Annotated in this window: 16 protein-coding genes; 11 read left to right on the plus strand and 5 right to left on the minus strand. The window is 55.5% G+C overall.

Going from position 1 to position 19,739, the window contains the following annotated elements; translation table 11 throughout:
* Positions 1–6 precede the first annotated feature (6 nt).
* From Q9S52_RS00840 to Q9S52_RS00850, 3 genes are all read left to right on the plus strand, one after another.
* Positions 7–1,449, plus strand: a complete 1,443-nt coding sequence (locus tag Q9S52_RS00840; RefSeq protein ID WP_304707741.1) for an aminoacyl-histidine dipeptidase — start codon at positions 7–9, stop codon at positions 1,447–1,449.
* Between the two features lie 74 nt (positions 1,450–1,523).
* Positions 1,524–2,336, plus strand: coding sequence for an AraC family transcriptional regulator (locus Q9S52_RS00845; protein ID WP_297830413.1), 813 nt, complete (start codon positions 1,524–1,526; stop codon positions 2,334–2,336).
* 194 nt (positions 2,337–2,530) lie between these two features.
* Positions 2,531–3,499, plus strand: a complete 969-nt coding sequence (locus Q9S52_RS00850) for an alpha/beta hydrolase (RefSeq protein WP_304707743.1) — start codon at positions 2,531–2,533, stop codon at positions 3,497–3,499.
* A gap of 61 nt (positions 3,500–3,560) precedes the next feature.
* Here the strand turns inward: Q9S52_RS00850 and Q9S52_RS00855 are convergent, their stop codons facing one another.
* The 3 genes from Q9S52_RS00855 to fabD form a co-directional block, all read right to left on the minus strand.
* Positions 3,561–4,637 carry an acyltransferase family protein gene (locus Q9S52_RS00855; protein ID WP_304707745.1) on the minus strand — a complete coding sequence of 359 codons (1,077 nt, stop codon included), beginning with the start codon at positions 4,635–4,637 and terminating at the stop codon, positions 3,561–3,563.
* 45 nt (positions 4,638–4,682) lie between these two features.
* Complete coding sequence (locus Q9S52_RS00860) at positions 4,683–5,165, minus strand: PspC domain-containing protein (protein WP_304707747.1); 483 nt, start codon at positions 5,163–5,165, stop codon at positions 4,683–4,685.
* A gap of 106 nt (positions 5,166–5,271) precedes the next feature.
* Positions 5,272–6,153: an ACP S-malonyltransferase gene (fabD, locus tag Q9S52_RS00865; RefSeq protein WP_300725650.1), complete on the minus strand. Its 882-nt coding sequence runs from the start codon at positions 6,151–6,153 to the stop codon at positions 5,272–5,274.
* Between the two features lie 133 nt (positions 6,154–6,286).
* Here fabD and Q9S52_RS00870 point away from each other — a divergent pair, with 133 nt between their 5' ends.
* The 6 genes from Q9S52_RS00870 (at position 6,287) to Q9S52_RS00895 (ending at position 15,466) form a co-directional block, all read left to right on the plus strand.
* Entirely contained in the window at positions 6,287–8,371 is a 2,085-nt protein-coding gene (locus tag Q9S52_RS00870; RefSeq protein WP_304707751.1) for a glycoside hydrolase family 2 protein, read from the plus strand.
* Positions 8,372–8,706: 335 nt separating this feature from the next.
* Positions 8,707–9,468 carry a 1-acyl-sn-glycerol-3-phosphate acyltransferase gene (locus Q9S52_RS00875; RefSeq protein ID WP_304707753.1) on the plus strand — a complete coding sequence of 254 codons (762 nt, stop codon included), beginning with the start codon at positions 8,707–8,709 and terminating at the stop codon, positions 9,466–9,468.
* Between the two features lie 9 nt (positions 9,469–9,477).
* Positions 9,478–11,364, plus strand: coding sequence for a DNA topoisomerase IV subunit B (locus tag Q9S52_RS00880; protein WP_297624794.1), 1,887 nt, complete (start codon positions 9,478–9,480; stop codon positions 11,362–11,364).
* A gap of 27 nt (positions 11,365–11,391) precedes the next feature.
* Positions 11,392–14,064 carry a DNA gyrase/topoisomerase IV subunit A gene (locus Q9S52_RS00885; RefSeq protein WP_304707757.1) on the plus strand — a complete coding sequence of 891 codons (2,673 nt, stop codon included), beginning with the start codon at positions 11,392–11,394 and terminating at the stop codon, positions 14,062–14,064.
* A 16-nt stretch (positions 14,065–14,080) separates the two neighbouring features.
* Complete coding sequence (locus tag Q9S52_RS00890; RefSeq protein WP_300828165.1) at positions 14,081–14,599, plus strand: shikimate kinase; 519 nt, start codon at positions 14,081–14,083, stop codon at positions 14,597–14,599.
* Between the two features lie 9 nt (positions 14,600–14,608).
* On the plus strand, positions 14,609–15,466 hold the full coding sequence (locus Q9S52_RS00895) for a UbiA-like polyprenyltransferase (RefSeq protein ID WP_297624804.1): 858 nt from the start codon (positions 14,609–14,611) through the stop codon (positions 15,464–15,466).
* A 9-nt stretch (positions 15,467–15,475) separates the two neighbouring features.
* On the opposite strand, the gene Q9S52_RS00900 is transcribed toward Q9S52_RS00895, so the two are convergent.
* A complete protein-coding gene (locus Q9S52_RS00900) occupies positions 15,476–17,122 on the minus strand; it encodes an AarF/ABC1/UbiB kinase family protein (protein ID WP_297624806.1) in 1,647 nt (548 codons plus the stop codon).
* Positions 17,119–17,421, minus strand: coding sequence for a hypothetical protein (locus Q9S52_RS00905; protein ID WP_294591199.1), 303 nt, complete (start codon positions 17,419–17,421; stop codon positions 17,119–17,121). The genes Q9S52_RS00900 and Q9S52_RS00905 overlap by 4 nt, the downstream gene beginning before the upstream one ends.
* A 175-nt stretch (positions 17,422–17,596) precedes the next feature.
* Between Q9S52_RS00905 and cls the strand changes: the two genes are divergently transcribed.
* Positions 17,597–19,042 carry a cardiolipin synthase gene (cls, locus tag Q9S52_RS00910; RefSeq protein WP_297624812.1) on the plus strand — a complete coding sequence of 482 codons (1,446 nt, stop codon included), beginning with the start codon at positions 17,597–17,599 and terminating at the stop codon, positions 19,040–19,042.
* Between the two features lie 42 nt (positions 19,043–19,084).
* A complete protein-coding gene (locus tag Q9S52_RS00915) occupies positions 19,085–19,738 on the plus strand; it encodes a porin family protein (protein WP_300400007.1) in 654 nt (217 codons plus the stop codon).
* Position 19,739 lies beyond the last annotated feature (1 nt).

The raw sequence follows: 19,739 nt of genomic DNA on the forward strand, positions 1-19,739 counted from the left end.
TAGATCATGAAAGAGATGACCGAATTGGAGCCGAAAGCTCTGTGGAAACAATTTGCGAAGGTTTGTTCAATTCCGCACCCGTCGAAGCACGAGGAGAAGATACGGCAGTATGTGATCGATTTTGCCCAAACGCACGGACTGGAATATCAGCAGGATACGATAGGTAATATCGTGGTGCGCAAAGCGGCTGCCAAAGGATACGAAGGGCATCCGACGGTGATTCTTCAGGCGCATATGGACATGGTGCCGCAGAAGAACAGCGACCTGGAGTTCGATTTCGAAAAAGATGCCATCCGGCCTTATGTGGACGGTGATTGGGTGACGGCCGAAGGTACGACGCTCGGGGCGGACGACGGGATGGGGGTCAGCGCGATGCTGGCGATTCTGGAGGCGGACGATCTTCCTCATCCGGCTCTGGAGTGCCTCTTCACGGTGGACGAGGAGACGGGGCTGACGGGAGCCAATCAGCTGGCTACGGATATGTTGCGGGGCGATATCCTTATCAACCTCGATTCGGAAGACGAGGGGGAACTGTATGTGGGGTGTGCCGGGGCGGTCAATGTGACGGCCCGTTTCGAATACGAGGAGGAGGCGGTGCCGGGGGGATATGCGGGGTATGAGATTGCGCTTGCGGGGCTCAAGGGGGGACATTCCGGGCTGGAGATCATTTTGCAGCGGGGGAATGCCAATAAATTGCTGGCCAGGTTTCTGCGTGAGCAGTCGTATGCCCGGATCGCGACGATCGATGCGGGCGGGTTGCGGAATGCGATTCCGCGCGAGGCGAAGGCGGTGGTGGCGGTGCCGGCGGATCGGGTTGCGGAGTTCGAAAAGGCGGCAGGGGAGTTCGAACTGACGATGCGGCACGAGTTGGCCCATGTGGAGGATAGCATCCGGTTCGGTGTGGCGCGGCAGGCGCAGGCACCGGCGACGGTGGCGACAGAAGATTTTCGGAAACGGTTTATCGATGCGCTGACCGCTATGCCGGACGGGATTATCCGGATGAGCGATACGGTGCCGGGGCTGGTCGAGACTTCGACCAACATGTCGCGTGTCGGAATGGGGGATGGAAAGGCGGAGTTGTTGTTCATGGTGCGGTGTATGGTCAATTATGGCAAGAAACGGGTGGTGGCGATGATCGACGCTGTGGTGACGCTGGCCGGTGGCCGGATCGAGGCGCAGGGAGACTATGACAGCTGGGCGCCGAATCCCGATTCGAAGATTCTGCATGTCATGAAGGCGGGGTACGAGAAGTTGTTCGGCCAGGTGCCGGAAGTGAAGGCGATCCATGCCGGGTTGGAGTGCGGCATTATCGGTGCGAAGTATCCGAAGCTCGATATGATTTCGATCGGGCCGACGATGCGTTTCCCGCACTCTCCGGACGAAAAGGTCGAAATCGCTTCGGTGGCGAAGTTCTATGCCTTCCTGTTGGATACGCTCAAAAATCTTTAGGAACCGGGGCTTGCGGCGGCACCGCTTTTCGTGATCGGGAAAAACGCGCGATGAATAGGACAGAAGAAAATCCGATGAAGCTGATATTCAATTATAACGATATCTTCTTCAGCTTCTATTATGACGATGTGGGCGGGTGTGTGCACCGTTCGCGCGAGTATGCGATGAATTACGTCTACTCGGGCGAAATGGTGCTGGACAACGGTCGGGAGCAGATTCGGGTTCGGAAAGGGGAGTGCGTCTTTATTCCGCGCGACCACCACATCACGATGTACAAAAGGACGTGCGACGGGGAGCGGTATTGCGGCATCTTTCTGATGTTTACGCGTCAGTTTCTGCGCGAGATGTACGGACGGTTCGGGCAGCGGGCGGTGCCGGCTGCGACGCCGAAGCTCGACCCGGGGGTTATCAAACTGCCCCGGACGGTGGAGCTGGCCAGCTTGTTCGCTTCGATGACCCCGTATTTCGACCCCGATGTCCGTCCGCAGGGCGATTTCATGCAGCTCAAAATGCAGGAGGGGCTGCTCGCGCTGTTGCATATCGACGAGCGGTTCGCGCCGATGCTTTTCGACTTCAACGAACCGTGGAAGATTGATATCTTGGAGTTCATGAACGAAAACTACATGTACGAGTTCACGATGGAGGAGATGGCGCACTACACGGGGCGGAGTCTGGCCACCTTTAAACGCGACTTCAAGAAGGTCAGCGACCTCACGCCGGAGAAGTGGCTGATTCGTAAGCGGCTGGAGGTGGCTTACGCGAAGATGAAAGAGGGGGGTAAAAAGGTGGTGGAGGTCTATGCGGAGGTGGGGTTCAAGAATCCGTCGCATTTCTCCACCGCTTTTAAGAAGCGGTACGGCATCTCGCCGACGGAGGTTTCGGTCTGAGGCGTTTTTGAGCTTTTCAGTAATGTAATTTGAGCCTTTCGGGAATCTTCCCGGAAGGCTTTCGTTTTAATTTTGCCCCTGTCGAATCAACCGAAATCTGAAAAATTATGGTAAAAATGCTGACAGTCGCAGCCGCTCTTTTTCTGTGGGTCGGCTGCACGAATCGGACAACGAATCGAAAAACGGACGATAGTATGGAAACAGGGAAACTGACTCGGGAGTGGGACAAGACGTTCCCGCAGAGCAATCGGGTGAACCACAGTAAGGTGACCTTCAAAAACCGGTATGGCATCACCCTTGCCGCCGATCTGTATGTGCCGGAAGATGCGGCGGGAAAATGGCCGGCCATCGCCGTGAGCGGGCCGTTCGGTGCCGTGAAGGAGCAGGCCTCGGGCCTCTATGCCCAGACGATGGCCGAGCGCGGGTTTCTGACCCTTGCGTTCGATCCGTCGTTCACGGGCGAAAGCGGCGGAGAGCCGCGGTACGTCGCCTCGCCGGACATCAATACCGAAGATTTCAGCGCGGCGATCGACTATCTGATCATGCGCGATGATGTGGATCCGGAGCGGATCGGGATAATCGGCATCTGTGGTTGGGGCGGTTTTGCCCTCAATGCGGCGGCGATCGATACCCGCATCAAAGCGAGCGTGGCTTCAACGATGTACGATATTAGCCGGTGCACGGCCAATGGCTATTTTGATGCGATGGATGCCGACGCCCGGTACGAACTCCGCCGGCAGTTGAATGCGCAGCGCACGGAGGATGTCCGAAACGGTTCGTATGCTCTGGCGGGCGGGGTGGTCGATCCGTTGCCGGAGGATGCGCCGCAGTTCGTGAAGGATTATTATGATTACTATAAGACGCCGCGCGGCTACCACGTACGTTCGCTCAATTCGAACGGCGGTTGGAACAAGACCTCTTCGCTGGCCTTCATCAATGCGCCGATACTGGCTTACAGCGACGAAATTCGCAGCGCCGTGTTGCTCGTTCACGGCGAGAAGGCCCATTCGCGCTATTTCAGCGAGGATGCTTTCAAAAAATTGAAAGGGGACAACAAGGAGTTGATGATTATTCCGGAGGCTAACCACACCGATCTGTACGACCGCGTGGGGGTGATCCCGTTCGATAAGATGGAAAGTTTTTTCCGGAAGGCGTTCGAATAATCCGGCTTTTTCCATTTACCCAAGGGTCTGTCTTTCAACGCAGAGACAGACCCTTGGTATTTTAAGCGGCGAGAAAAATCCGCATCCGATAGAGCGGCCACGTAACGAGCCAGCACAACAACACCATCGTCAGCGACCACATCAACGAGGCTACCGAATCCGGCAGGTGGTAGCTGCGATAGAATCCGTACACCGCCTGTGTCACTCCCCATAGAGCGAACAGTTTGGCGGTTGCCGTCGAGAAACAGTAGATGAAGAGCGAGTTGGTGCCCGCAATGGTGAAAAACTCGCACCACCCCTTTGCCTGCATATATTCGATGATGAACGAGAGCGCGCTCCAGATCATCATCGCCAGTCCCGACGTGAACAAGACGTAACTGATCGTCCACAACCCTGAGTCCATCGGATCGAACAGGCCGAACAGCCATCCCGCCCCGAAAGAGACCACTCCTGCGGTCATCAGGATGCTGATTCCGCCGCTCATCGTGTTCGGCCGGTCCATCGTTCTGCCCGCCAGATAGCCGATCAGCACCGTTGCCGTCATCGGAATGGCCGTCAGAAGTCCGTCTGCGTTTTCCCGGTCGAACACCGACCTTATCAGGTGGTTCGAGCCGAAGAGCGTTTCGTCAACCCTCGCCACCACCTCCGTCCCCGCCGAGTCGAGCAGAAACCAGTAACCTGCCAGCAGGATGATAATCGTCCCGAACAACGCCCGCCTCCGCGGCAGGTAAAGGGCGATCAGCGAAGCCAGAAGGTAGGTAACGGCGATTTGTTGCAAAACGCCCGGAAACCGAACGAAAACGAAATAGTCCTGAAACGGCAGCCAGTTGAGCCCGATGCCCAAAGCGAACAGGACGATCGTCCGGTAGAGGATATGTCCGACTCGCCTCGATTTCGGATGCCGTTCGCCGAATCCGTAGCTCTCTCGATGCGTGGCGAACCACATCGCGCCGCCCATAATAAAGAGGAAAAATGGAAAGATCAACCCCGCCACGCCGATCCCCCTCTCCGCAACCTCCCCCGTCGTTGTCGACGCAGAGAGCAGGGCATAGGTCTCCTCTCCCGTCTGATTGCTCAGAACGATCATCAGCAGGATGACCATGCCGCGAAAGACGTCGAGTGAGAGAAACCTTTTCATGCGCCCGGGAAATGTCGGGAATTTATAATCTCGTAATGACTACCGTTATCGATTGCTCTGCTTCGTGGTAAAAGAGAGAGGTCGCTGCGGGATTATGATCCAGCCGATCACATAAAGCAGGAACCCACCGCCGCCGAAGAGCAAGACCAAGGCGATCAGCCGGATAATAATAGGGTCGATCCCGAAATATTCGGCCAAACCGCCGCAGACGCCTGCAATCATTCGATTCTTGCGACTGCGGTACAGTCGTTTCGGTTCGTTCGGTGCAGATGCCGTGTCCGGTTTCAACGATCCGAACCGGTCGGGAGAACCTAAACGATCCATCGCCACCCGTACCGTATCCGTATCGACGACACCCGGATTCAGTTCGGTCAGTATGTCCGCCAGCCGACGTTCGATATCGGTTATCTCTTCCGGTCGCTCCAGTCGCATCTCGATCTGGTGCAGGTAATCGGACAAAGTATTGTACGCCGCTTCGTCCATCATAAAAGAACGACTGTCTAAGTTGATTGTCAAGATCTTTTCCATGGTTTGCGAATAGGATTGTTCAGATTCAGGGTAAAGGTAATAAAAAATCGGTCGGTTTTTCTATTTATATAGAAAAACCGACCGACGAAGTAGATAAATATCCTGGTTAGAGGCTGTTCTTTGATTCGCAAACCGCCTCTTTATCGACCTTGCGGATCAAACCGGCCAATACGTTCCCCGGCCCGAGCTCGGTGAACGACGATGCGCCGTCGGCGAGCATGTTTTTCACCGTCTGCGTCCAGCGCACCGGCGCCGTCAGCTGGGCGATCAGGTTGGCTTTGATCTGTTCCGGATCGGTGTACGGTTTCGCGTCCACATTCTGGTAGACCGGACACACCGGCGTCGTGAATTTCGCCTCCTTGATAGCCGCTTCCAGCTCTACCCGTGCCGGTTCCATCAGCGGCGAGTGGAACGCTCCGCCGACGCTCAGTTTCAGCGCGCGTTTCGCCCCCTTGGCCGTCAACTGTTCGCACGCTTTGTCAATCCCCTCGATCGATCCCGAGATGACTAACTGGCCCGGGCAGTTGTAGTTCGCCGCCACGACCACCTCCGGAATCGAAGCGCAGACCTCTTCGACCACCTCGTCCGGCAGTCCGATGATCGCAGCCATGGTTGAAGGCTGCAATTCGCAGGCCTTCTGCATCGCCTGTGCCCGTTTCGAAACCAGCTTCAGCCCCTCTTCGAAGCTCAGTGCTCCGGCTGCCACCAGTGCGCTGAACTCGCCCAGCGAGTGTCCTGCGGTCATCTCCGGCTTGAAATCTGGCAGCGATTTGGCCAGAATCACCGAGTGGAGGAAAACGGCCGGTTGAGTCACCTTGGTCTGCTTCAGCTCGTCCGCCGTCCCGTTGAACATGATGTCCGTAATGCGGAATCCGAGTATTTCGTTGGCTTTTTCGAACAGTTCTTTGGCTGCCGGCACCGTGTCGTAAAGCTCCTTGCCCATACCGGTGAACTGTGCCCCCTGTCCGGGGAAAACGTATGCTTTCATGCTTTTTCGATTTAATGAACGGACAAATATAGCGGTTTTTCGGTAATGTCGTTTCCGGCACCGTTCGTGGCCCGGATATTGAAAGGGAATCCCGAAAAAAAGCTATCTTTGCCAATTAGAAAAACGTCAGCCCATGAAACGACTCTTTGCCGTAATCGCATTGTTTTCCGTGGCTTACGGCTCTCAGGCCGGACCGAAAGGATACCCTGCTCCGTATGTTTTGTCGCAGGGGCAGGAGTTGCCGCGCTCGGTCTTCGTGAGCTATCGGAGTGCGGCGCATGCGTTCCGAAACGACTTCGACAGTTCGCAATATTTCGTCGGGTTGAACGGCGAGTGGAGCTTCCGGCTCTTCGGCTCGATGGCGGAGGTGCCGGACGAGGTCGGAGGCGACGGCGATACGCTGGAAAAACTGATCGAGAGCTGGCCGCGGGTGACTTTGCCCGGGGCGTGGGAGCTGGCGGGGCACGGAGGCGAGGGCAGTGCGGTGTTCGCTTCGCGAGCCTATGATTTCGCCGCTTCGGCCAGAGAGGTGCGGCCGCCGTTCGTGCCGGACGGAGCGGTGGGGGTCTATATTCGGAAGTTTACGGTGCAGTTCGACCTGTTCGACAAGGCGCATTTTCTGCATATCGGAGCGGTCAGGGCCGGGGCGCGGGTCTTCGTCAATGGCAACGAGGTGGGGTTCAGTTGCCGCGATTCGAAGAATCCGGTGGAATTCGATGTCACGAAATATGTGAACGAGGGACGGAACTGGGTGGCGATCGTGGTGCCGCGTTGGACGCCGGCGAGCTATCTGGAGGATTGGGAGGGATGGCGGTTGGGAGGGATCGATCGGGATATCTTCCTGTTCGCCCAGCCGAAAATCCGGATGCGGGACTATCTGGTACAGACGACGCTCGATCCGAGCTATACCAACGGTCTGCTGGAGACGGCGATGCTGTTGAAAACCCAGCTGCTCAATCCGTTTTCGGTGACGGTCTATTACGATCTGTACGATCCGGAGGGGAAGCGGGTGAACAGCGATTTCCGCGATGTGGAGATGGGGATGCGGCTGGAGGATACCGTCCGTTTTACGGCCTCGATACCGAACGTGCGGAAGTGGACGGCGGAAGAGCCGAATCTCTATACGATTCTCTATCGCATCAAGCGCGAGGGACGGTTTACCGAATATGTGGCGTGCCGGGTGGGGTTCCGGACGGTCGAGACGCGGGGCGAGCGGTTGCTGGTGAACGGTGTGCCGGTGATGTTCAAGGGGGTGAACCTCGCGGAACATTCGGTTTCGACGGGGAATTACGTGGATACGACTCTGATGCGGGCGATGTTGCGGGAGATGAAACGGGCCGGGGTCAATGCCGTTCGGACGGACGGCTATCCGATGCCTTACAGCTTCTATCAGTTGTGCGACGAGTTGGGGTTCTATGTCTGCGATGTGGCGGATATAAACACTTGGGGATTAGGGACGCGGCGGAGCAAGGGGGGGAATGTGACGAACGATCCGGCGTGGCGCGAGGCGTACTTGGCGCGGATCGAGGCGATGTACGAACGCAACAAGAACCATCCGTCGGTGGTGATGTGGTCGTTGGGCGACCGGTCGGGGAACGGATATAATATGTATCAGGGCTACCTGATGCTCCGGGCGAAGGATCGGACGAGGCCGATCGTCTATAACGGTGCGGGGATGGAGTGGAACACGGATGTCTATTGTCCGGACTATCCGGAGACGGTGCAGAATGAGTCGGGGCGGCCGTTCATTCCGTCGCGGACGACGGCCGGAGTGACGGATTGGTGGATGAAGCCGGGTTTGCAGGGGGCTTTTTTGGAGCGGTGGAACGATCTCTCCTTGTCGGCCGAGGTGCCGGGCGGGAAATATTTTTTGGCGGATGACTATCGGCGGGTTTTGCTGGCAGACGGGACGGTGGATTTGCCGGCGATGGAACGGAACGAGGCTTTGAGGCGGATCTTTGCGAATGTGGCAATTTCACAGGTGGATAACGGCCGGGGAATTTATCGGTTCGAGAATCGGATGCAGTTTGTCGATTTACGGGACTTTCCGATCGAATATCGCCTGACGGCGGGGGGCAAGGTGCTCCGTTCGGGAGTTTTCCGGGTGTCGGCGGCGCCGGGAAAGGCGATCGACGCGGTGATTCCGGGTGTCGGCGGGGTGAATAAGGATCGCAAACTGGTCATCACGGTCGGAAATATCGCCTGTGCCGAATTTTAATGTTTTGCAATTCTTTGTCTGTTCATTAGCAACCGGAGGGGTACCGTTCTCTTTGAGAACAAAGAGAACCAGAAAAACTTTAGAGCGCATCCCTGCAGGATGCTTTGGCCGTGTCTGACCTTGAGTTGGGCTGGATTTTCGGGGGGCGCGCTAATAATGGGCGAGAACCCCACGCGCGCCACGCCTGAAAATCACAGTCCAACGAACAAGGCGGAGAGAACCCGTGGTCGTCCCACCGGGACGACCTCTGCAAAAGTCTTTTGGGTACCTTTTCTTCAGAAAAGGTACGGTTCCGTCTTGTAGCTAAAGAATAGATAAAAAATACAAATAGAATTATGAATCGTTTGCGGACGATCTATTATTTGACCGTGTTGAGCTTGTTCACCGTGGTGATCTTTTCGGTGTTCGCTGCCGTGTGGCTGCTGACCGTCCTGTTCGACCGGGATCGGGTGGTGTGTCACCACGTGTCGCGGTTCTGGTCGATGATGATTTACCGGCTCAGTCCGTGGTGGAAAGTGGAGGTGACGGGACTGGAAAATGTCATTTACGGGCGGTCGTATGTGGTCGTGTCCAACCATCAGGCGATGCTCGATATACCGCTTTTATACGTTTTGCCGTTCAATTTCAAGTGGGTGTCGAAACGGGAAGTATATAAGATACCGGTTTTCGGTTGGGTGCTGTGGATGCACGGCGACGTGGCGATCGAGCGGGGAGCTTCGGCGGCGGCCAAGGCGATGATGACCAAGTGCGAAGCCTATTTGCGATGCGGGGTGAGCGTCATCATGTTTCCGGAGGGGACGAGAACGAAGACCGGGCAGGTGAATGCTTTCAAGGAGGGGGCGATGCGGCTGGCGCAGGAGAGCGGCGTGGACATCCTGCCGGTGGTGATCGACGGAACCTATGACGCGTTCGATCGTTCGGGGATTGCGGCGCCGCATACGTTTCGGGTGCGGATTCTGCCGGCTATCGGCGCGAACGAAGTCTCGTGCACCTCGACACGGGAGCTGCGGGATACGCTCAATACGCTGATGTGCGATACCCACAAGGAGATCGCGCCGCGACATTATCGGAAGAAAGATCAATCAGTAGGAGAATAAAATTAGGAGATGACAGCAGTGCAAGAGGCAGTGAACGACTATTCGGAGGAGCATATTCGGACGCTCGACTGGAAAGAGCATATCCGGCGGAGGCCGGGGATGTATATCGGCAAACTCGGCGACGGATCGCAGCCGGACGACGGGATCTATATCCTGATCAAAGAGGTGCTCGACAACTCGCTGGACGAGTACATGATGGGTTTCGGGAAGCAGATCGAAATTTGGGTGGAGGATGCGGCCGTAACGATTCGGGACTACGGTCGCGGGATTCCGCTCGGGAAGTTGGAAGAGGTGGCTTCGAAAATGAATACCGGGGCGAAGTACGACTCCAAGGCTTTCAAGAAGTCGGTCGGGCTTAACGGGGTGGGGATCAAGGCGGTGAATGCCTTGTCTTCGACCTTTACGATAACCAGTACGCGGGACGGCGAGGCCAGGACGATCGAGTTCCAGGCGGGCTCTAAAGTCGGGGAGCATACCGATTCGACCGGCGAGAAGAATGGAACGCGGGTGCGGTTCGTGGCGGACACGACTGTGTTCGGGGATTATCGCTATAATTTCGAGTTTATCGAGACGATGCTCCGGAATTACACCTACCTCAATGCGGGTTTGGTCATCAAGTTCAACGGGGTGCCGTATGTGTCGAAAAACGGGCTGCTCGATCTGCTGAACGAGAGCGTCGGAGGCGAGTTTCTCTACCCGGCGATTCACCTCTCGGGGGACGATATCGAAGTGGCGATGACCCACGGGACGGGATACAACGAGACCTACTATTCGTTCGTGAACGGGCAGCATACCACGCAGGGAGGGACGCACCAGGCGGCTTTCCGCGAGGCGGTGGTGAAGACCGTGCGGGAGTTCTATAAGAAGGACTTCGACGCGTCGGACATTCGGACATCGATTATCGCCGCTGTCAGCGTCAAGGTCGAAGAGCCGGTTTTCGAGTCTCAGACCAAGACCAAACTGGGGTCGAAAGAGATGGGGCCGGAGGGGCCGACGGTGCGGAATTTCGTGGTCGACTTCCTGAAAGAGCACCTCGATAATTACTTGCATAAAAACCCGGAAACAGCTGATATACTGCTGAAAAAAATTCAGGAGGCGGAGAAAGAGCGAAAAGCGATCAGCGGGATTCAGAAGAAGGCGAGGGAGTTTGCCAAAAAAGTCTCGTTGCACAACAAGAAGCTGCGGGACTGTCGGATTCATCTGGGAGATAAGAACGAGCGAGCGGAGGAGAGCTCGATTTTCATCACCGAGGGGGACTCGGCCAGCGGGTCGATCACCAAGAGTCGGGATGTCAATACGCAGGCGGTGTTCAGCTTGCGGGGGAAGCCGTTGAATACCTACGGATTGACCAAAAAAATCGTCTACGAAAACGAGGAGTTCAACCTCTTGCAGGCGGCGTTGAACATCGAGGAGGATATGGATAACCTGCGGTACAACAAGGTAATTATCGCGACGGATGCCGATGTCGACGGAATGCACATCCGGCTGTTGTTGATCACCTTCTTCTTGCAGTTCTTTCCGGATATCATCCGGGGCGGTCACCTCTATATTTTGCAGACGCCGTTGTTCCGGGTGCGGAACAAGAAAGAGACGCGGTATTGTTATACCGAGACCGAGCGGCAGCAGGCGATCGCGAAGCTGGGGGCCAATCCGGAGATCACCCGGTTCAAAGGGTTGGGGGAGATTTCTCCCGATGAGTTCAAGGAGTTTATCGGCGAAGGGATTCGGCTCGAAAAGGTGCGGCTGACCAAGGGAGATCCGATCTCGGAGCTGCTGGAGTTCTACATGGGGAAAAATACGCAGGAGCGGCAGGATTTCATTATCGACAACCTGAAAATCGAGGAGGATTTGGTCGAGGAGTTGGAAAATGCACAGGAACTGACTGAAGCGATTTAAAAGATAGATTACGGAAAAGGGTTATAGATGAGCGAGATAGAAGAAAACGAAACGATTGTCCCGGTGGACGCGGCCGCAGCTTCCGAAGTTGCGGAACAGGGGGCTGGGAGTAAGTATGCGCGGCTGACCGGAGAGGCGGTGGCCCATCGGCTGACGGGGATGTATAAGGACTGGTTCCTGGATTACGCATCCTATGTGATCTTGGAACGGGCCGTGCCCCACTTGGACGACGGCTTGAAGCCGGTGCAGCGGCGGATTTTGCACTCCATGAAGCGGATGGACGACGGCCGGTACAATAAGGTGGCCAATATCATCGGTTTCACCATGCAGTTCCACCCGCACGGCGATGCCTCGATCGGGGATGCCTTGGTGCAGCTGGGGCAGAAGGATTTGCTGGTCGATACCCAGGGGAACTGGGGGAATATCCTCACGGGGGACAGTGCGGCGGCACCGCGGTATGTTGAGGCGCGGTTGTCGAAACTGGCGCTGGATGTGGTGTTCAATCCGAAGACCACGGAGTGGATGCTGTCGTACGACGGGCGGAATCAGGAGCCGGTGACGCTGCCGGTAAAGTTTCCGCTGTTGCTGGCGCAGGGGGTCGAAGGGATTGCCGTGGGGCTGGCTTCCAAGATACTGCCGCACAACTTTATCGAGCTCTTAGAAGCTTCTGTCGCCTATCTTAAAGGCGAGGAATTTACGCTTTATCCGGATTTTCCGACCGGCGGTTTGATCGACTGTTCGCGGTACAACGACGGGATGCGCGGCGGGGCGGTCAAAGTGCGGGCGAGGATTACGAAACTGGATAGAAAGACTCTGGTAATCAGTGAAATTCCGTATGGGAAGAGCACCTCGACCGTGATCGACTCGATCCTCAAGGCCAATGAAAAAGGGAAGATCAAGATCAAGCGGGTGGACGACAATACGGCGGCCAATGTCGAGATCGTGGTGCACCTTTCGGGCGATGTGTCGCCGGACAAGACCATCGACGCGCTGTATGCCTTTACGGATTGTGAAGTCTCGATCTCTCCGAACGCTTGTGTGATCGAGGATAAAAAACCGTTGTTTATCGGGGTGAGCGATATGTTGCGGCGGTCGGTGGGGCATACCAAGGGGCTTTTGAAACGGGAGCTCGAAATCCGGCTGGGTGAGTTGAACGAGGAGTGGCACATGTCGTCGCTGGAACGGATTTTTATCGAAAATCGGATTTACAATTCGATTGAAGAGTGTACGACGTGGGAAGGGGTGCTCGAAACCATCGACCGGGAGCTGACGCCCTTCAAGGCACAATTGAGGCGAGAGGTGACACGCGAGGACATCGTTAAGCTGACGGAGATCAAGATCAAGCGGATTTCGCGATACGACGCTTTCCGGGCCGACGAACAGATCCGGAATATCGAGGCGGAAATTGCTGAAGTGGAACATCACTTGGCGACGATAACGGATTATACGATTGCGTATTATCAAAATATTTTAAAGAAGCACGGTAAGGGGCGGGAGCGGAAGACCGAGATTCGGAGTTTCGATACGATCGAAGCGGCTAAGGTGGTGGTGGCCAATGCCAAACTGTATGTCAATCGGGCGGAAGGTTTCTATGGGATCGGAGCCGGGATGAAGAAAGAGGAGTTCGTGTGCGACTGCTCGGACATCGACGACGTGATTATCTTCAATAAGCAAGGTAAGTACGTGATTACCAAAGTGTCGGAGAAGGCGTTTTTCAGCAAGAACATCCTCTACATCGGGGTGTTCAAGCGGAACGACGATCGGACGATCTATAATGTGCTCTACCGGGATGGGCTGAAGGGGGCGATTATGATGAAACGGTGCGCCATCAAGGGAATTACGCGCGATCGCGAGTACGACATCACGAAAGGAGAGGCGGGGAGCGAGGTGCTCTATATGAGCGTCAATCCAAACGGAGAGGCGGAGACTTTGAAAATCTATTTCAAACCGCGGCCGCGGCTGAAGAAGTTGATTACCGACCTCAATTTCGGCGATTTGGTGATTAAGGGACGGCAGTCGCAGGGGAATCTCTTTTCGCGCTATGCGATCCACAAGATTGTCATGAAAGAGCGGGGAGCTTCGACTTTGGGGGGCCAGAATGTCTGGTTCGACCACGACATCAACCGCCTCAATACGGAGGAGCGCGGCGAGTTGTTGGGTGAATTCGTGGGCGACGACCGGTTGGTGGTCTTTACCAAAGATGCGCAGTATTATACCTCCAATTACGATCTGGGGCAGCATTTCCCTGAGAATCTGCTTTTTGTCGAAAAGTACGATCCGGAGAAGATCTATACGGTGGTGTATATCGATCGGGAGCAGGGATTGCACTACATCAAACGCTTCCAGGCGGAGCAGTGCGATCAGCGTCCGCAGCAGTTCGTCGAGCCTGAAAACGAGTTCGTTACGTTGAATGGCGATAAATATCCGGTGGTGAAGCTGCAATATGGCGGCAAGTACAACGAGCGCTCTCCGGAGGTGGTGGATGCCGATGAATTTATCGGCGTGAAGAGCCATCGGGCGAAGGGGAAGCGGCTTTCGAACCTGACGTTGGCCGAGGTGGTTTGGTTGGAGCCTTTACGGAAAGAGCCGGAAACGGATGCTGCGGCGATGGAGTCCGTCGCGACTACGGTCACCGATGTGGAGGTAGAGGGTGAAGAATCCGTTTCTCTTGGAGAGGATAATCAACTGGAACTGTTTTAATTGTCATTTTTGAGAGATGTTGATTTTCCTGATCGGTTTTATGGGGAGCGGAAAGACTACGCTCGGGCGACCGCTGGCGAGTCGGTTGGGGTACGATTTTGTCGATCTCGACAAGGCGATCGAGGCGGGAGAGGGGCTGACGATCGGGGAAATTTTCGCGACGCGGGGAGAGGAGCGGTTTCGTGAGTTGGAACGTGTTTATTTGCAGGAGATTCTTGCCAATAAGCGAGATACTGTCATCTCTACAGGAGGTGGAACGCCGTGTTTTAGCGGAAATATGGAGGCGATGAATGCCGGCGGGGTAACGGTTTATCTGAAATTGGCTCCGGCGATGCTGGCGGGACGGTTGGCTGTGGCGAAAGTTTGTCGCCCGCTTTTAGCCGGCAAGTCGCCGGAAGAGCTTTTGCAGTATGTTTCCGACACCTTGGCGGTGCGGGAGGCCTATTATGAGCAGGCCAATGTGGTGGTGGCGAATCCGTCGCGCGATGTGGGGAGACTGGCGGAGGTTTTAAAACCTTATTTGATTCATTTTTAGTCTATCCGGATGGGAAACCTAAAGCATTACTTCTCTTTGGTGAAATTCGCACATACGGCGTTTGCGTTGCCGTTTGCGTTGATCGGCTATGTTTTGGGGGTGTTGGAAAGGGGTTTCGATTTTTGGATTTTGGTGGGAATATTGGCCTGCATGGTCTTTGTTCGGAATGCGGCGATGGGGTTCAATCGTTTGATTGACAGACGATTCGATGCACAGAATATGCGGACGGCCGGGCGGGAGATTCCTGCCGGAAAGATCAGCGTTCGGGCGGCGACGTGGTTCGTGGTGCTCAATGCGGTGGCTTTTGTGGTCGTTGCCGCGACTTTCAATCGATTGACTCTCTGGCTTTCACCGGTGGTGTTGCTGGTGGTGCTCGGGTATAGCTATACCAAGCGATTTACGGCGTTGTGTCATGCGGTGTTGGGGTTGGGGCTGGCGATGGCGCCGTGCGGGGCGTATATCGCCGTGGCGGGGACTTTGTCGATTGTTCCCGTATGGTTGTCCATTCTGGTATTGACATGGGTCACGGGCTTCGATATTATTTATGCGTTGCAGGATGTGGATTTCGACCGTTCGCAGCGATTGCACTCGATTCCGGCAGCGTTAGGTGTGCGGGGAGCGTTGTGGGTCAGTGTTTTGCTGCATGCGGTTACCGCGGCGATGGTGGCGGTGGTGGGATTTAGCTTGGGGGGAGGAATTTTGTACTGCATCGGAGCGGCGATTTTTCTCGCATTATTGCTCTATCAGCATCTCATCGTGCGTCCGGACGATCTGTCGCGGATCGGGGCGATGTTCGGTATAACAAACGGCGTAGCGAGTATCGCATACGCCGTGTTCGTCATCCTCGGATTGTTCTTCAGGATATAAAGCGACAGTTTATTTCCTTCGGAACATCCACTTGAAAATCAGAATAAAAATCAATATCGAAGAGGCCCAGAGCAGGAACTTCGCATATCCTAAGTCGGAGCGCGTATTGATCAGCAAGACCGAGCCGATGAACAACCCGACGAGGATCAAGGCGTAGGCCATCCTGAACCCGACGTTCCGCACCGCCTTCTGTAACATCTCGCTGTTTTCGAAGCGGATGTTGTGGCGTATCTCTCCCTGTTTCAGCTTATAGAGGATTTCACTGATGTCGTTCGGCAGGTTGGAGGCCAGATTGGCATAGTTTTTCAAGGTCTGATACAACTCTCCGGCCAGCTTGCGGGGCGAGAAGCGATTCATAATGACATCCTTGGCATACGGCGCAATCAGCGGCGTGAACGGAATGTCCGGATCCAGCTTCTCGGCCACTTTTTGAATGGTTGCCAAAGACTTGACCAGCATAAAGATACCGCCCGGTATCTGAAGCGAAAATTTCGTAATCAGGTTGATGCACTGCTGGATCATCGCCGCATAATCGAGCTTTTCGATCGCGACGTGGCTGTACTGTGCGATCATCTGCTGGAGGCTGAATATCAGTTCGTCGCGTTTTTTGAAGAAGCGCACGTTGCACAACGAGATCAAGGCATCCGCCACCGTAGCCGGGTCGCGCCGCACGAAGCCGATCGAAATGTTGGCCAGAAAATCCATGTCCCGTGGTGTCAGCGCCCCGACCATCCCGAAGTCGATGAATGCGATAACATTGTTCGGCAGGATAAAGATGTTGCCCGCATGCGGATCGGCGTGGAAAAACCCGTGGCGCAGAATCATCGTCAGAAGGGCATTCGCTCCGTTCAATGCAATCTGTTGCGTATCCAGTCCGTTGGCTTTCAGCACCATCGGATCGTCCGGCGTGATGCCCGTCACCCGTTCCATGACGAGCAGCCTCCGGGTGGTGTATTCCGTATAGACTTTCGGAATATAGACCGTCAGGTCGTTTTCGAACATCTGCCGGAAACGGAGGATGTTGGCCGCCTCGTGGTTGTAGTCCAGCTCGTGCAGGATGCTTTCGCCGAATTCGTCCACCACGCCGACGATGTCGAGCGCCGCCATTTCCGGATAGTTCTTGGCCAGCTTGGCCGCCAGAAAGCGCATGAGGTAGAGGTCGAGCTTGATCTTCTGCTCGATTTTCGGACGCCGTATTTTGACGATCACCGGTGTTCCGTCCGCCAGCGTCGCGCCGTAGACCTGGCCGATGGAGGCCGAAGCCATGCACGTGTCGTCGAACGTGGCGAACACTTTCTCGATCGGCATCCCCAGTTCGTCCTCGATCAGACTGCGGGCCTGCCGGTCATCGAACGGCAGGGCGCGCGACTGCAACTTTTTCAGCTCGTTCCGGAAACGTTCCGACACGACGTCCGGCCGGTCGGCCAGAATCTGACCGAACTTGATGTAGGTCGGCCCGAGGTCCTCGATCGTCAGCCGCAGCCGCTCTTCGGTCGTATAGACCGGTTTCGACTTCCGGATGCGCCGTTTGCGGATGCGTCGCCCGATCCAGGAACGGGCGATGAGCTCGTCGAAACCCTGTCCGATGATGATTCCGGTGATTTCGCCGGCCCGCTTGATTTTCAGGTAGCCTACGTAGAGATTGGTCGGTTTCATCGATCGGAGAGTTTTTCCAGATTCGCATTGAGTTTATCGATAGCGGCCGTCAGCCGGTCGATCTTTTTTTCCAGTTCGCCGTCGGCCGTCCGATGATCGGACGTGAGTTGTTGGAAAAAGAGCTGCTGGTCGAGCATATCTACCAGCTGGTCGATTCCGCCCGCTACCTTCTGGGCGGTCTGGGAGGAGGTGCCGACTTTGTCTTCGATCAGTCCGCTGACCCGATCGACGAATTTTTCGCGGTCGCTGGCCGCAGCGGCGATGGCGGCGCGCAGCAGGACGTTCAATGCCTGATTCATATCGTTTGGTTCTTTTTTCGAAATATATAATTAAAGTGCCGAACTCTCGAGAAGAAGAATTCTTTGCCTCTTTCTTCTGCAAATATCGGGCAAAATTGTTCACCGTACCGCTGTCGAGGGAGCAGATTTTGTCCGAATCGAACGATTTGGCGGAAAATTTGCTAATTTAGCCAGCATGGACTGGTGGAGTATCCTCATATACGCGTTACTGGTATCCTACTTTTTGCTGGTTATCGCGACGGTATTCACCGTGTTGCACGAGCGGCGCGATCCGATTCGGGCTTTGTCGTGGATCGCCGTGGTGATTCTTCTGCCGTTTGTCGGCATCGGCCTCTTCGTCTTTTTCGGCCAGGACTATCGCAAACAGAAAATCTTCAACCGCAAGGAAATTAAAGACCTTAAGCAGTTCGAACACCTGAGCTATCGGCAGTTGCGCGAGATGGACAACTTTTCCAACCCGGTGGTAGCGGCGAACCGGGAAATCATCACGCTGTTGCTCAATAACAACAAATCGCTGTTGACGACCGACAATCGGCTGGAGGTGTTGAACGACGGCGAGGAGACCTTTTCGTCGCTGATCGATGCCTTGCGACGGGCCGAATCATCGATCCATCTGGAATACTATATCTTCGAAAACGACGAATTGGGGGGCGAAATCGTCGAGATTCTGAAAGCGAAGGCCCGGAGCGGGGTGGAGGTGCGGTTCATTTACGACGACGTGGGGAGCTGGAACCTCAAGCGGCGTTTTATCCGTTCGCTGCGCGAGGCGGGGATACAGATTCACTGTTTCATGCCGGTCGTCTTTCCGTGGCTGACCAGCAAAATCAACTACCGCAACCACCGTAAAATCGTGGTGATCGACGGTCGGGTGGGGTACACCGGCGGGTTGAATATCGCCGACCGCTATCTGCACGGTACCAAATACGGCCCGTGGCGCGACACCCACCTGAAGATCGAGGGGGCGGCGGTACACATGTTGCAATTGACCTTCCTGACGGACTGGTATTTCGCCACCGGCATTCAGCTGCGAGACAAGGAGAAGTATCTCTCGCCGGCGGGAATGAACGCCGGAGAGACGGCGGTGCAGATCGCCACCTCGGGGCCGGACTCGGATTGGGCGACGATTCTGCAGGCCTACTTCGCCGCTATCAACAAGGCGACGGATCATATCTACATCTCGACCCCGTACTTCATGCCGGGCGAATCGCTGCTGACCGCTTTGAAAGTGGCGGCCCTGAGCGGTATCGACGTGCGGATCATGCTGCCGTCGCGCTCAGACAGCAAGATCGTCTACTGGGCTTCGCGGTCGTACATCGCCGAGCTGCTGGAGGCGCGGATCAAGGTATATCTCTACACCGAAGGGTTCAACCATAGCAAAATCATGACCATCGACGACCACTTCAGCTCGATCGGGACGGCCAATATGGACAATCGGAGTTTCGAGGACAATTTCGAGGTGACGGCTATGATTTACGACTCGCGGGTGACGGATCAGATCGAGCGACGGTTCCTACAGGATCTGGAAGGGTGTGTGAAACTGACCCGAAAACATTGGGCGACCCGTCCGCGGGGCGAGATGCTCAAGGAGTCGGTGGCACGACTTTTCAGCCCGTTGCTGTAAGCGAAAAATTGGAGTATATTTGCCCCGTTATTTTTATTTCGCATGATGAAGAAAACATTGCTCTCTATCTGTTTTTGCGTGGCTGCGCTGAGCGGCGTGCATGCCGCATCGCCCGTACAGTTCGGGGTGAAAGGCGGCCTGTTGATCAATAGCTCGGATTTGAAGTACACCTTTTCGTCGGCCGATCGGGATCGTTATTCCGAAAGCAGCACCAAGCCGGGGTTCGAAATCGGGCTCCAGGCGCGGGTGCGGCTTCCGCTGGGCTTCCTGATCCAGCCGGAGGTGGTCTACAGCCGTACCAGCGGATCGTTCCCGGTCGAAACGAAGGCGGCGGACGGAACTGTTACGAACGATAAACTGAAAGTACGCTCCAACTGGATCGAGGTGCCGGTTCTGGTGGGATGGAAATTTTCGATCGTGCGGCTGATGGCCGGGCCGTCGTTCCGTTTTCCGATGGACGAGGTGATGAACGTCGGATTGAAAGAGACGAAAGTGGCTCCGCGACTCGATAACTTCGTGATGGGCTATCAGGCGGGTGTCGGGGTCGATCTCGGGCGATTGACCATCGATGCGCGGTATTGCGGCAACTTCTCGAAAATCGCCAATCAGCAGCGGGGAGCGGAAGATTATATCTCCGGTCTGAAGGTCAAAGAGCAGAAAGTGGCGATTTCGATCGGCTATATGATTCTGAAATAGA

Source organism: uncultured Rikenella sp. (assembly GCF_948810725.1).
Lineage (GTDB): Bacteria > Bacteroidota > Bacteroidia > Bacteroidales > Rikenellaceae > Rikenella.

Coding starts and splice junctions, on each gene's coding strand:
- Q9S52_RS00885 (WP_304707757.1), top strand. CDS start 11,392: ATGAGCGAGATAGAAGAAAACGAAACGATTGTCCCGGTGGACGCGGCC.
- Q9S52_RS00840 (WP_304707741.1), top strand. CDS start 7: ATGAAAGAGATGACCGAATTGGAGCCGAAAGCTCTGTGGAAACAATTT.
- Q9S52_RS00870 (WP_304707751.1), top strand. CDS start 6,287: ATGAAACGACTCTTTGCCGTAATCGCATTGTTTTCCGTGGCTTACGGC.
- Q9S52_RS00860 (WP_304707747.1), bottom strand. CDS start 5,165: ATGGAAAAGATCTTGACAATCAACTTAGACAGTCGTTCTTTTATGATG.
- fabD (WP_300725650.1), bottom strand. CDS start 6,153: ATGAAAGCATACGTTTTCCCCGGACAGGGGGCACAGTTCACCGGTATG.
- Q9S52_RS00845 (WP_297830413.1), top strand. CDS start 1,524: ATGAAGCTGATATTCAATTATAACGATATCTTCTTCAGCTTCTATTAT.
- Q9S52_RS00915 (WP_300400007.1), top strand. CDS start 19,085: ATGATGAAGAAAACATTGCTCTCTATCTGTTTTTGCGTGGCTGCGCTG.
- Q9S52_RS00900 (WP_297624806.1), bottom strand. CDS start 17,122: ATGAAACCGACCAATCTCTACGTAGGCTACCTGAAAATCAAGCGGGCC.
- Q9S52_RS00855 (WP_304707745.1), bottom strand. CDS start 4,637: ATGAAAAGGTTTCTCTCACTCGACGTCTTTCGCGGCATGGTCATCCTG.
- Q9S52_RS00895 (WP_297624804.1), top strand. CDS start 14,609: ATGGGAAACCTAAAGCATTACTTCTCTTTGGTGAAATTCGCACATACG.
- Q9S52_RS00875 (WP_304707753.1), top strand. CDS start 8,707: ATGAATCGTTTGCGGACGATCTATTATTTGACCGTGTTGAGCTTGTTC.
- Q9S52_RS00850 (WP_304707743.1), top strand. CDS start 2,531: ATGGAAACAGGGAAACTGACTCGGGAGTGGGACAAGACGTTCCCGCAG.
- cls (WP_297624812.1), top strand. CDS start 17,597: ATGGACTGGTGGAGTATCCTCATATACGCGTTACTGGTATCCTACTTT.
- Q9S52_RS00905 (WP_294591199.1), bottom strand. CDS start 17,421: ATGAATCAGGCATTGAACGTCCTGCTGCGCGCCGCCATCGCCGCTGCG.
- Q9S52_RS00880 (WP_297624794.1), top strand. CDS start 9,478: ATGACAGCAGTGCAAGAGGCAGTGAACGACTATTCGGAGGAGCATATT.
- Q9S52_RS00890 (WP_300828165.1), top strand. CDS start 14,081: ATGTTGATTTTCCTGATCGGTTTTATGGGGAGCGGAAAGACTACGCTC.